General features: G+C 71.5%; 6 protein-coding genes and 1 pseudogene. All 7 read left to right on the top strand.

What is annotated here, in order from left to right; all coding sequences use genetic code 11:
• Positions 1-25: 25 nt before the first annotated feature.
• The 7 genes and pseudogenes from mrdA (at position 26) to ACF08M_RS00575 (ending at position 13,179) form a co-directional block, all read left to right on the top strand.
• The gene (mrdA, locus tag ACF08M_RS00605) at positions 26-2,191 is read left to right on the top strand and encodes a penicillin-binding protein 2 (protein WP_392183050.1); all 2,166 of its coding nucleotides are present in this window, start codon (positions 26-28) and stop codon (positions 2,189-2,191) included.
• Positions 2,191-3,381 carry a rod shape-determining protein RodA gene (gene rodA / locus ACF08M_RS00600; RefSeq protein WP_392183049.1) on the top strand — a complete coding sequence of 397 codons (1,191 nt, stop codon included), beginning with the start codon at positions 2,191-2,193 and terminating at the stop codon, positions 3,379-3,381. Before mrdA ends, rodA begins: the two co-directional genes overlap by 1 nt.
• Before the next feature lie 96 nt (positions 3,382-3,477).
• Complete coding sequence (locus tag ACF08M_RS00595) at positions 3,478-5,061, top strand: CHAD domain-containing protein (protein ID WP_392183048.1); 1,584 nt, start codon at positions 3,478-3,480, stop codon at positions 5,059-5,061.
• Between the two features lie 50 nt (positions 5,062-5,111).
• Positions 5,112-7,037, top strand: coding sequence for a TIGR03960 family B12-binding radical SAM protein (locus tag ACF08M_RS00590; RefSeq protein WP_392183047.1), 1,926 nt, complete (start codon positions 5,112-5,114; stop codon positions 7,035-7,037).
• A gap of 91 nt (positions 7,038-7,128) precedes the next feature.
• Positions 7,129-7,817, top strand: a pseudogene (locus ACF08M_RS00585) (hypothetical protein).
• Positions 7,818-7,940: 123 nt separating this feature from the next.
• The gene (locus ACF08M_RS00580; RefSeq protein WP_392183046.1) at positions 7,941-8,723 is read left to right on the top strand and encodes a TIGR03936 family radical SAM-associated protein; all 783 of its coding nucleotides are present in this window, start codon (positions 7,941-7,943) and stop codon (positions 8,721-8,723) included.
• A 232-nt stretch (positions 8,724-8,955) separates the two neighbouring features.
• Positions 8,956-13,179 carry an Rne/Rng family ribonuclease gene (locus ACF08M_RS00575; protein WP_392183045.1) on the top strand — a complete coding sequence of 1,408 codons (4,224 nt, stop codon included), beginning with the start codon at positions 8,956-8,958 and terminating at the stop codon, positions 13,177-13,179.
• The last annotated feature ends 369 nt before the right edge of the window (positions 13,180-13,548 follow it).

Below are 13,548 nucleotides of genomic sequence, written 5' to 3'. Positions count from 1 at the left end.
GCCCGACCACCACCGGGGGCGCCCCGTGACCAACATCCCCGAGACCGGCCGGACCCAACGGGTCCAGGTCCGTCTCGTCGTCATCCAGGTCCTCGTCTTCTCCCTGCTGCTCACCCTCGGCGGACGCCTCTGGTATCTCCAGATCCGCAACGGCCAGGAGTACAGCGACGAGGCGAGGAACAACCACGTCCAGCAGGTCGTCCAGCCCGCCGTCCGCGGCTCCATCCTCGACGCCCGCGGCGTGCCCCTCGCCGACAACGAGACCCGCCTGGTCGTCTCCGCCAACCGCACCGAGCTGCTGAAGACGGAGGACGACGGCGAGAGAGTCCTGACCCGGCTCGCCGGTGTGCTCGGGATGCGCCCCAAGGAGGTCCTCGACAAGGTCCGGCTCTGCGACGCGAAGACCCCGCAGCCGTGCTGGAACGGTTCGCCGTACCAGCCGATCCCGGTCACCGACGAGGCCACCACCCAGCAGGCGCTCCAGATCCGCGAACGCGCCGAGGACTTCCCCGGCATCACCGCGGAGCCCACCGCCGTACGCCGCTACGGCGCACCCGGCAAGGCCAACACCGCCCAGGTCCTCGGCTACCTCTCGCCCGTCACCGACAAGGAGATCACCAAGGCCCAGGACACCGACTCGCCGTACCTCCGCTCCGACCAGGTCGGCCGCTCCGGCCTGGAGCGCACCTACGACAAGGAACTGCGTGGCAAGGCCGGTGTCACCCGCTACGAGGTCGACAACCTCGGCCGGGTCATCGGGCAGGCGAAGAACGACAAGGCGGAGCCCGGCTCCAGCGTCGTCACCTCCATCGACGCCCGGGTCCAGGCCGTCGCCGAGTACGAACTCAACGAGGCCATGAAGGTGGCCCGTCAGTCGTTCGACAAGAACACCGGTGAGAACTACAAGGCCGACTCCGGCGCCGTCGTCGTCATGGAGGCCAAGACCGGCCGGGTCGTCGCGATGGCCTCCCTGCCGAACTACGACCCCAACGCCTGGGTCGGCGGCATCTCCGCCAAGGACTACGCCAAGCTCACCGGCAAGAATTCCAACTTCCCGCTGCTGAACCGCGCCATCCAGGGCCAGGCCGCCCCCGGCTCGATCTTCAAGGTCATCTCCTCGACCGCGGCGGTCAACGCCGGCTACCCCTTCGACGGCCACTACCCCTGCCCCAGCTCGTACAACGTCGGCGGCCAGACCTTCAAGAACTTCGAGTCCCAGGGCTACGGAGACATCACGATCGGCCGGGCCCTCGAAGTCTCCTGCGACACCGTCTACTACGGCATCGCGCACAAGGAGTGGCTGAAGGACGGCGGCATGAAGCCGAAGAAGCAGCCCAAGGACTGGTTCTACAAGACCGCCCACCAGTTCGGCCTCGGCAAGGAGACCGGCATCGACCTCCCCAACGAGGTCAGCGGCCGCGTCCCCGACCGCGAGTGGAAGCAGAACTTCTACAAGGCGAACAAGGACGCCTGGTGCAAGCAGGGCAAGAAGGACGGCTCGTACGTCGAGAAGATCGCGTACGAGAACTGCCTCGAAGGCGACAAGATGCGCGCCGGTGACTCCGTCAACTACTCGATCGGCCAGGGCGACACCCTCGTCACCCCGATCCAGATGGCCACCATCTACGCCGCGATCTCCAACGGCGGCACCCTCTACGACCCCACCGTCGGCAAGGCGATCGTCAGCGGCGACGGCAGGACCGTCGAGGAGATCGAGCCCAAGTCGCACGGCAAGCTGCCCTTCTCGCGCAAGACCCGCAACGAGATCGACGGCGCCCTCGCGGGAGTCGCAACCCGTGGTTCGGCCGCCTGGCGATTCGGCGGCTGGCCGCAGGACAAGATCCCGATGCACGCCAAGACGGGTACGGCCGAGGTCTACGGCAAGCAGACGACCTCCTGGTTCGCCACGTACACCAAGGACTACTCGATCGTCATGACGATCTCTCAGGGCGGTACGGGTTCCGGCGCGTCCGGGCCCGCCGTGCGCAACATCTACGACGCCCTCTACGGCCTTGACGACTCCGGCAAGCAGGACCTGAAGAAGGCGCTGCTGCCCGCCCCGCAGAAGTCCCTCCCGAAGATCCAGCAGGACGGCTCGATCGACGCCCCGGAGATCAAGCCGTACCGCCCGGACCCGCAGAAGACCCCGGAGGAAGAGACCCTCGCGGCGGCCCCGGGGAGGCGCGACTGATGGCCGGCTTCTCCGTATCGCGGTACGCCCCCGAGCGCTCCGGCTGGGGCAAACTCGTCGCCCGCGACTCCGTCGTACGCAAACTCGACTGGCCGCTGCTCGGCTCGGCGATCGCACTCTCCTTCATCGGCTCGCTGCTGGTCTACTCCGCGACCCGGGGCCGTGACTCGCTCACCCACGGCGACCCGTACTACTTCCTCTTCCGGCACGCCCTCAACACCGGCATCGGCTTCGCCCTGATGGTCGGGACGATCTGGCTCGGCCACCGCACCCTGCGCGGCGCCGTCCCGGTCCTCTACGGCCTCTCGGTGATCCTCGTGCTGGCGGTCCTCACCCCGCTCGGGGCCACCGTCAACGGCGCCCACGCCTGGATCATCATCGGCGGCGGGTTCTCGCTCCAGCCGTCCGAGTTCACCAAGATCACCATCATCCTGATCATGGCGATGCTGCTCGCCGAGCGCGTCGACGCGGGCGACCAGCTCCACCCCGACCACCGGACCGTCGCCAAGGCCCTCGGCCTGGCGGCCGTTCCGATGGCGGTCGTCATGGGGATGCCGGACCTCGGCTCCGTGATGGTCATGGTCGTCATCGTGCTCGGTGTGCTCCTCGCCTCCGGCGCGTCGAACCGCTGGATCTTCGGCCTGCTCGGCGCGGGCGTGGCCGGCGCGGTCGCGATCTGGCAGCTCGGTCTGCTCGACGACTACCAGATCGCGCGCTTCGCGGCCTTCGCCAACCCGGCACTCGACCCGGCGGGCGTCGGCTACAACACCAACCAGGCCCGCATCGCGATCGGCTCCGGCGGCCTCACCGGAACGGGCCTCTTCCAGGGCAGCCAGACCACCGGCCAGTTCGTCCCCGAGCAGCAGACCGACTTCGTCTTCACCGTCGCGGGCGAGGAGCTCGGCTTCCTCGGCGCCGGGCTGATCCTCGTCCTGCTCGGCATCGTCCTGTGGCGCGCCTGCCGGATCGCCCGTGACACGACCGAGCTGTACGGCACGATCGTCGCCGCCGGCATCATCGCCTGGTTCGCCTTCCAGGCCTTCGAGAACATCGGGATGACCCTCGGCATCATGCCGGTCGCCGGGCTGCCGCTGCCGTTCGTGTCGTACGGAGGGTCCTCGATGTTCGCCGTCTGGGTGGCCGTCGGACTGCTCCAGTCGATCAGGGTGCAGCGGCCGATAAGCGCCTGAGACCGGAGCGGGAGGCGCCCGGAACCGGTGCCGAAAGTTCCCTGGGCGGGTGCGGCACCGCTGCCCTTCCGCGCGCAACGCGTCTAGATTCGGTTCATGGCGGACTCGAAGCGTGAGATCGAGCGGAAGTACGAAGCCACCGCGGAGACCCGGCTTCCCGACCTGAGCCGGGTGGCCGGGGTCTCGGCCGTCGCCCACCGCGGCGTCAGCGAACTGGACGCCGTCTACTACGACACCGAGGATCTCCGGCTCGCGGGTGGCTCCGTCACCCTGCGTCGCCGCACCGGCGGGAGCGACGCGGGCTGGCACCTCAAGTTCCCGGTCTCCTCCGGCATCCGCGACGAGCTCCGGGAACCGCTCTCCGACACCCTGCCCCGCTCCCTCGCCGCCCTGCTCCGCTCCCGGGTTCGCGGCAGCGGACTCGTCCCCGTCGTCCGGCTGCGCACCACCCGTGACGTCCACCATCTGGTCGACGCCGAGGACGCGCTGCTCGCCGAGGTCGCCGTTGACACCGTGCGGGCCGAACGGCTGACCGGCGGCAGCGGCACAGCCGCCTGGGCGGAGATCGAGGTCGAACTCGCCGACGACGCCGACCCCGTATTCCTCGACACCGTCGGACGACAGCTGCGCGAGGCCGGGATCCACCCGTCCGCGGCTCCGTCCAAACTGGCCAGGGCGCTCGCCGAGACCGCCCCGGAACGGGCCGGGACCGCCCCGGAACGGGCCGGGACCGCCCCGGAACGGGCCGGGACCGCCCCGGAACGGAGCGGGAGCGTCCGAGGGAGGGCCGGCCGGTCCACCGCGGGCGACCATGTCCTCGCCTACATCCGCCGGCAGACCGAGGCGATCGTCGCCCTCGACCCCGCCGTGCGCCGCGACCTCCCCGACTCCGTGCACCAGATGCGCGTCGCCACCCGCAGACTGCGCAGCGCGCTGCGGACGTACCGGAAGATCCTCGACCGCGGCGTCACCGATCCGGTCGGCGCAGAGCTGAAGTGGCTGGCCGCCGAGCTCGGCATCGACCGCGACCAGGAGGTCCTCGACGCCCGTCTGCGCGCCGGCCTCGGCGACCTGCCCGGCACCCTGCTCCTCGGCCCCGTCCGGGGCCGGCTCCGGATCTGGTCGGCGGCCCGCCGGGGCGGCTCACGGCGCCGGACCGTCGGCGTGCTCGACGGAAAGCGGTACCTGGCCCTCCTGGAGAGCCTCGACGCCCTGCTCGCCGCCCCGCCGCTGCTGCCCGCCGCGTCCCGCGCTCCCGAGCGGGCACTGCCCCGCGCCGTCCTGCGGGAGTACGAGCGCCTGGCGACCCGCGTCGGCCACGCCCTGGAGCTCCCGCCCGGCCACGACCGGGACCTCGCCCTGCACGACGCCCGCAAGGCCGCCAAGCGCGCCCGTTACGCGGCGGAGGCGGCCGGGCCCGCGCTCGGGAAGCCGGCCGAGCGGTTCGCCCGGCGGATGAAGACCCTCCAGACCCTCCTCGGCGACCACCAGGACAGCGTCGTGGCCCGCGACGCCCTGCGCACCCTGGCCGTCCAGGCGCACGCGGCGGGGGAGCCGGCGTTCACCTGGGGACTGCTGTACGGGCGGGAGGAGGCGGCGGCCGCCGCCGGGGAACGGGAGCTGCCCGAGGCATGGAGGCAGGCGTCGCGGCCGCGGCTGCGGACGGCGCTGGAAGGCTGAGCACCGGGGTACGCTTGATGGTCACCCTTGCCGGCTCTCGAAAGTTCGCGATGTCAGTCGATTCGGTCTTCCCACAGCTCGAAGCCCTGCTCCCGCATGTGCAGAAGCCCATCCAGTACGTCGGCGGTGAGCTGAACTCCACCGTCAAGCCGTGGGACGAATGCGACGTCCGCTGGGCGTTGATGTACCCGGACGCCTACGAGGTCGGACTCCCCAACCAGGGCGTCATGATCCTGTACGAGGTGCTCAACGAGCGTCCGGGCGTCCTCGCCGAGCGCACCTACAGCGTGTGGCCGGACCTCGAAGAGCTGATGCGTGAGCACCAGGTCCCGCAGTTCACCGTGGACAGCCACCGCCCGGTCAAGGCGTTCGACGTCTTCGGGCTGAGCTTCTCCACCGAGCTCGGCTACACCAACATGCTCACCGCCCTGGATCTCGCGGGCATCCCGCTGGCGGCCGGGGACCGCACCGTCGACGACCCGATCGTGCTGGCCGGCGGCCACGCCGCGTTCAATCCCGAGCCGATCGCGGAATTCATCGACTGCGCGGTCATCGGCGACGGCGAGCAGGCCGTACTGGAGATCACCGAGATCATCCGCGCCTGGAAGGCCGAGGGCCGCCCCGGCGGCCGTGAAGAGGTGCTGTTCCGGCTCGCGAAGACCGGCGGCGTCTACGTCCCGGGCTTCTACGACGTCGAGTACCTCCCGGACGGGCGCATCGGCCGTGTCGTACCCAACAGGTCGGGCGTGCCGTGGCGGGTGTCCAAGCACACCGTGATGGACCTCGACGAGTGGCCGTACCCGAAGCAGCCCCTCGTGCCCCTCGCCGAGACCGTCCACGAGCGGATGTCCGTCGAGATCTTCCGCGGCTGCACCCGCGGCTGCCGTTTCTGCCAGGCCGGCATGATCACGCGCCCCGTGCGGGAGCGAAGCATCACCGGCATCGGCGAGATGGTCGAGAAGGGCCTCAAGGCGACCGGCTTCGAAGAGGTGGGCCTGCTCTCGCTCTCCTCCGCGGACCACACCGAGATCGGTGAGATCGCCAAGGGCCTCGCCGACCGGTACACCGAGGACAAGATCGGCCTCTCGCTGCCCTCCACCCGCGTCGACGCGTTCAACGTGGACCTGGCCAACGAGCTGACCCGCAACGGCCGCCGTTCCGGTCTCACCTTCGCCCCCGAGGGCGGCTCCGAGCGCATGCGCAAGGTCATCAACAAGATGGTCTCGGAGGAGGACCTCATCCGCACCGTCGCCACCGCGTACGGCAACGGATGGCGCCAGGTGAAGCTGTACTTCATGTGCGGTCTGCCCACCGAGACCGACGAGGACGTCCTCCAGATCGGCGACATGGCGGTCAATGTGATCGCCAAGGGCCGCGAGGTCTCCGGGCAGAACGACATCCGCTGCACCGTCTCCATCGGCGGCTTCGTGCCCAAGCCGCACACGCCGTTCCAGTGGGCGCCGCAGCTCGGCGCCGAGGAGACCGACGCCCGGCTGGCAAAGCTCCGCGACAAGATCCGCGGCGACAAGAAGTACGGCCGCTCCATCGGCTTCCGCTACCACGACGGCAAGCCCGGCATCGTCGAGGGCCTGCTCTCGCGCGGCGACCGCCGCGTCGGCTCCGTCATCCGCGCGGTCTACGAGTCCGGCGGCCGCTTCGACGGCTGGCGTGAGCACTTCAGCTACGACCGCTGGATGACCGCCGCCGAGAAGACGCTGCCCGAGTACGGCGTGGACGTCGACTGGTACACCACCCGGGAGCGGACCTACGAGGAGGTCCTGCCCTGGGACCACTTGGACTCCGGTCTCGACAAGGACTGGCTCTGGGAGGACTGGCAGGACTCGCTCGACGAGACCGAGGTCGAGGACTGCCGCTGGACCCCGTGCTTCGATTGTGGCGTCTGCCCGCAGATGGACACCAGCATCCAGATCGGCCCGACCGGCAAGAAGCTGCTGCCGCTGACGGTCGTGAAGTAGGCGCCCAGGCTGTGCCCCCGTCCGGGGGACGGCTCGGTGACGAAGGCCTGGTCCGGGAAACTCCGGACCGGGCCTTCGCGTCATGAACGGCATGGACTACGGCAAGCACCAGGCGCCCGCTCGGTACGAAGCCGCCGAGGGATGTCTGACCACCCTGGTCAGGATTCCGGTACGGATCCGTGGTGCTGGTGATCGTCCTGCCGGCGCGGATGGTCCGGGACGCCCTGGTGGTGGCGGCACGCGCCGCCGACCGCGTCCTGCTGCGCCCGCCGGGCCGGGCCCTGTCCTGGCTGTTCGCGGCGCTGGTGGTGATCCCCGCCGTCCGGCTGTACGAGACGGTGCTCACCCCGCTGGGGTACACGCTGTTCCGGGTCGGCCGCGGCGGCCTTCGTGTGGCCGTGGGTCGCGCTCTGGCGGTATGTGCTGGTGCCGGCGGTGCGGTACGGGCTTGTGATGCCGGTGATGTGGTTGTACCGCACGGTGTGCACACCGGTGGGATATTTCGTACGTGACGCCGTCCGGGCCCCTGCCGGACGTGCCGCCGCCGAAGCCGGACGCGCGGTCCGGGCGGCGCTGCGCGCGGCACGCGAGACCGTGTCCCGGGCCCGCCGCGACGCCTGGCGGGCACTGGTCGGCGGGCCCAGGGCGCTTGAGCCCCGGGAACCGGGAAGCCCCCTTGCGCGTACTCTGGGTGCTAGACAACAAGCAACGACTGTGCCCAGCGCGGCGCCCGAACCAGAGATCTCCCTGCTCGGAGAGAAATACGCCGAGCGGGGGTGAGCCGGACCGGACACCCCGGGCCACCCGCATTTTCGAGGGCGGCGTGCCACCGCGTCCGCCCCGCACCGAGGAGAAGAACCACTGGGCAAGCGACAGCCCGAAGGCCCGCCGCCCGCACCGGCGGTGCAGCGCATCAGACTGCGCTACACCAAGCGCGGCCGCCTCCGGTTCACCAGCCACCGTGACTTCCAGCGTGCCTTCGAGCGGGCACTGCGCCGCTCCGAGGTCCCCATGGCGTACTCGGCCGGCTTCACCCCGCACCCGAAGGTGTCGTATGCCAATGCCGCACCCACCGGCACGGGCAGCGAGGCCGAGTTCCTGGAGATCGCCCTCACCGAGGCCCGGGATCCGGCCGTTCTGCGCGAGCTGCTCAACGCCTCGCTGCCGGACGGGCTCGACATCACCGACGCCGTGGAGGCCCGTACCTCGGGTCTCGCCGACCGGCTGACCGCCTCCGTCTGGGAGCTGCGTCTCGACGGCGTCCCGGCCGAGGAGGCCGCCAAGGCGGTGGCCGCCTTCAACGAGGCGGAGACCGTCGAGGTCCAGCGCCGGGCGAAGAACGGCATGCGGACCTTCGACGCCCGCGCCGCCGTGGTCGGTCTGCAGGCCCTGGATTCACAGCCTGATAGGCCCGAGCACGGGCCCTGTGCGATACTGCGGCTGGTTGTTCGGCACGTGACACCTGCCGTGCGACCTGACGACGTCCTGTCCGGTCTCCGCGTTGTGGCCGACCTGGCGCCGCCGGTCCCCGCAGCGGTGACCAGGCTGGCGCAGGGGCTCTTCGACGAGGAGTCCGGCACGGTGACCGACCCGCTCGCGCCCGACCGCGAGGCAGCCCCGGCCGCCCCACTCACGGCCACCGGGACCGCCGTCGCGACGGCGCCGGAAGGTGCAGGTTCCGCGTAAGGCGGTCGTTGCAGCGCAGCCCTTCGACTCGGGAGCCACCTGGGCCGGGCCGCGCGATGACCCATAAGACTTTCGCCAGGCCGTACGCACCTCGCGTAGGGAACCGGCGAGCCAGACATTGAGCTCCCGTGCGGCGCCCGCGCCCCGGACGCCGGTCCCGCGTACATCACGCGGACCGTGCCGGACCGGAACCAGGCGCGGCGCCCGGGAGCCTGACGGGAGAACCGCCCGCATGCCCCAGTCCAACGAACCCGGCACGACCGGGAACGTCGAAGAGAACAACGCACCCGGCGACAAGCTGCCGCCGCGCCGCAGGCGCCGTGCCGCGTCCCGGCCCGCCGGCCCGCCGGTGACGGAGGCGCAGGCCACGGCCGCTCCGGCCATACCGGCCGTTGACGCCGCAGTGTCCGACACCACCACCGACGCCGAGAGCGCCCCGGTGGCAGAAGCCGCGCCGCCCGCCCGTACCCGTCGTCGCGCGGTGCGCAAGGCGACCGCTCCGGCGGGTGCGCCGCAGGCCGCCGAGGCCGTCGAGCCTGTTGTCGAGGCGGAGGCCGCCGTCGAGGCGGAGGTCGTTGTGGAGCCTGAGGCCGAGGTCGTGGAGGCGCCGCCCGCGCGTACCCGTCGCCGTGCCGTGCGCAAGGCGACCGCTCCGGCCGGTGCGCCGCAGGCCGCCGAGGCCGTCGTCGAGGCCGAGGCTGTTGTGGAGCCCGAGGCCGAGGTCGTGGAGGCGCCGCCCGCGCGTACCCGTCGCCGTGCCGTGCGCAAGGCGACCGCTCCGGCGGGAGCGCCGCAGGCCGCCGAGGCCGCCGAGCCTGTTGTCGAGGCCGAGGTCGTCGTCGAGGCGGAGGTCGTTGTGGAGCCCGAGGCCGAGGTCGTGGAGGCGCCGCCCGCGCGTACCCGTCGTCGCGCCGTGCGCAAGGCGACCGCTCCGGCCGGTGCGCCGCAGGCCGCCGAGGCCGCCGAGATCGTGGCGGAAGCGACAGCCGCGGCAGGTGCCGAACCTGAGCCCGAGCCCGAGCCCGCTGCCGCCGCGCCGCGCGGCCGCACCCGGCGCAGGGCATCGGCTCCGGCGGGTGCGCCGCAGGCAGCCGAGGCCGCGGCCGGGCCCGCGGAAGCGGAAGAAGAGGTCGTGGAGGCCCCGCGGGGACGTCGCCGTGCGGTGCGCAAGGCGACCGCTCCAGCAGGTGCCCCGAAGGCCGGAGAGGTCACCGAGGCCGCCGAGGCCACCGGCGAAGGCCGCCCCGGGGCCGCCGCTGCCGAGGAGCCGGCCGCCGAGACCGTCAAGGCCGAGGAGGCCGCACCGCGCGGCCGCTCCCGGCGCCGCGCCACCGCGGCCGCGGGCCGGCCCGAGTTCACCGGCAAGGAAGAGGAGCCCGCACGCAAGAGCCGTCGCGCGGCGCGCCCCGCCGTGGCCGTGTTCCAGGCCCCGGTCTTTGCCGAGCCGATGTTCCAGACCCCGGAGACCGCGGCCGCCGCCGCTGCCGCTTCGCGGCGCGAAGAGGCCAAGGAAGAGATCGAGACGGTCGAGGAGCCGGCCGCCACCACCGAGGCACCGATCGCCGAGGCCGCGCCGCAGGCCGGTTCGCGCCGCCGTCGCCGCCGCCGTGGTGAGGCCGCCGAGCCCGAGCAGGCCGTCGCTCCCGCCGCCGAGGCGGAGGAGCACGCCGAGGAGGAGCACGAGCCGGAGGGCGAGGCCGAGCACGAGGGCGAGGAGACGGACGAGTACGGGGACCGGCCCTCGCGCCGTCGTCGTCGCGGAGGCCGTCGCCGTCGTCGTGGCGAGAGCAACGAGGGCGACGAGACCGCGGAGCAGCTCGGCGACGAGACCGCAGCCGAGCACGCCGAGGAGGACCAGGAGCGCGCTCAGGAGTCCGAAGAGGCGGAGGAGGACGAGGACCACGAGGCGTCCGGCGTCGGATCCAGCAGCAGCCGTCGCCGTCGTCGCCGTCGCCGTCGCAGCGGTGACGTCCCGTCCGAGGCCGAGCACGGCACGGACGACCCGGAGCGTACGGTCGTCAAGGTCCGCGAGCCCCGTAAGAAGGAGGAGCGGGAGCCCGGCACCGGCTTCGACGAGGTCCAGTCCATCAAGGGCTCGACCCGCATGGAGGCGAAGAAGCAGCGCCGCCGCGAGGGCCGTGAGCAGGGCCGCCGACGCGTCCCGATCATCACCGAGGCCGAGTTCCTGGCGCGCCGCGAGGCCGTCGAGCGTGTGATGGTCGTCCGCCAGAACGGCGAGCGGACCCAGATCGGCGTCCTCGAGGACAACGTGCTCGTCGAGCACTACGTCAACAAGGAGCAGGCCACCAGCTACGTCGGCAACGTCTACCTGGGCAAGGTGCAGAACGTACTGCCGTCCATGGAGGCCGCCTTCGTCGACATCGGCAAGGGCCGCAACGCCGTCCTCTACGCCGGTGAGGTGAACTTCGAAGCGCTCGGCATGGCTCACGGGCCGCGCCGCATCGAGACCGCGCTCAAGTCCGGCCAGTCCGTCCTCGTCCAGGTGACCAAGGACCCGATCGGCCACAAGGGCGCCCGCCTGACCAGCCAGGTCTCGCTGCCCGGCCGCTACCTGGTCTATGTGCCCGAGGGCTCGATGACCGGCATCAGCCGCAAGCTGCCCGACACCGAGCGGGCCCGGCTGAAGACCATCCTCAAGAAGATCGTCCCCGAGGACGCGGGCGTCATCGTCCGCACCGCGGCGGAGGGCGCGAGCGAGGACGAGCTGCGCCGCGATGTCGAGCGGCTGCAGCAGCAGTGGGAGGACATCCAGAAGAAGGCGAAGAGCACCGGCAGCTCCAACGCGCCGACGCTGCTCTACGGCGAGCCGGACATGACCGTCCGGGTCGTCCGCGACATCTTCAACGAGGACTTCTCCAAGGTCATCGTCAGCGGCGACGACGCGTGGGAGACCATCTACGGCTACGTCTCGCAGGTGGCACCCGATCTGACGGACCGCCTGTCGCGATGGACCTCCGAGGTCGACATCTTCGCGACGTACCGGATCGACGAGCAGCTCATGAAGGCGCTGGACCGGAAGGTCTACCTGCCGAGCGGCGGCTCACTGGTGATCGACAAGACCGAGGCGATGGTCGTCGTCGACGTCAACACCGGGAAGTTCACCGGTCAGGGCGGCAACCTCGAGGAGACCGTCACCAAGAACAACCTGGAGGCGGCCGAGGAGATCGTGCGTCAGCTGCGGCTGCGCGACCTCGGTGGCATCGTCGTCGTCGACTTCATCGACATGGTGCTGGAGTCCAACCGGGACCTGGTGCTGCGGCGCCTGCTGGAGTGCCTGGGACGCGACCGTACGAAGCACCAGGTCGCCGAAGTCACGTCGCTGGGCCTGGTCCAGATGACCCGTAAGCGGGTGGGCCAGGGGCTGCTGGAGTCCTTCTCCGAGACCTGTGTCCACTGCAACGGGCGCGGCGTGATCGTGCACATGGAGCAGCCGGCCTCGGTCGGTGGCGGCGGCAAGCGTGCCAAGAAGCGCGGCCGGGTCGGTGCGGGCCAGGAACACGAGCACGTGGCCGAGGCCGAGGTCGAGACCGAGGCCGAGGTGGCTGCCGAGGTGGCCGCCCCGGTGGCGCTGCCCGAGCCGGAGTTCGTCCCGGACGAGGAGCTTTACAGCAGTGCGGCCGAGGCCGAGGCCGCTGCCTCGCGCGGCCGTGGCCGACGCCGCGCGACCCGTAAGGTCTCGGCACCGGCCGGTGCCCCGAAGGCCGCGGCGGCTCCCGTCCCGGCCCCGGTGGCCGAGCCGGAGCCGGTCGTGGTCGCGGAGCCCGAGCCGGTGGTGGCGGAGCAGGAACCGGCCGTCGAGCCCCCGGTGGTCGCGGAGGCCCCCCAGGGCCGTACGCGCCGTCGCGCCACCCGCAAGGCGACCGCACCGGCCGGCTCCCCGGCCGCCGCGGCCGCGGAAGCTCCGGTTGCCGAGGCCCCGGCTCCTGCCGAGGCCCCGGTCGCCGAGGTCCCGGCCCCGGTCGAGCCCCTGGTTGCCGAGGCCCCGGTCGTAGCCGAGGCCCCGCAGCCCGAGGCGGCACCCGAAGAGGTGGTCCCCGAGGCCGCCCCGCCGCGTGCTCGCCGCCGGGTGACCCGCAAGGTCACCGCCCCCGCGGGCTCGCCCGCCGGTGCGGACGCGGCGGAGGTCGTCGTGGTGACCGGCTCCCCGGAGCCGAAGCCCGGCACCGTGCCGGCCGAAGCCCCGGCATCCGCGGAGGCGCCGGAATCCGCCGAAGCCCCGGAACCCGCGGAAGCGGAGGCCCCGGCCAAGAAGACGGCCCGCAAGGCCGCCAAGAAGGCCACCGCCAAGAAGGCAGCCACGAAGAAGACGGCTGCCAAGAAGACCGCCGCGAAGAAGACGACGGCCAAGAAGGCGACGGCGAAGAAAGCGGTGAAGAAGGCTGTCGCCGCGGAGCAGTCGCCGCAGCCTTCCGTCTCGGCCGGCGCGGAGAGCTGACCGAGGCCGGACAGCGATGGGAGAGGTGCGGCCCCCTCGGAGGGGGCCGCACTTCTTTTGCATGAGGGCACCGGCCAGGAGCGAGTGGGCTGCGTCTCTTTGCTCGTAACCTCAACGAAGCTGCCTGTGAGAACCCTGATAATGTGACGCGGCTGACGCTGAGAACGCCATTCCTGAGAATGCCCATCGGCGCGTCGGCCCGCTTCAGGCAGGACAAAAAATCCTTTGTGCCCTGGGTGTATCACCCGGGGTAAAAGGGCGATTTGCGCACAATGTATTGGTACAGAATCGGCTATGAGCCGGGGCGGCGGAACCTCGTCCGAGATTCGCACGTCTCTGAAGCTGTCGTCGGTCACAGCTGTTGTGGTG

Source organism: Streptomyces sp. NPDC015032 (assembly GCF_043080425.1).
Lineage (GTDB): Bacteria > Actinomycetota > Actinomycetes > Streptomycetales > Streptomycetaceae > Streptomyces.
Note: the sequence above shows the minus strand (reverse complement) of the source record. Positions and strands in the feature narration are given on the sequence as shown.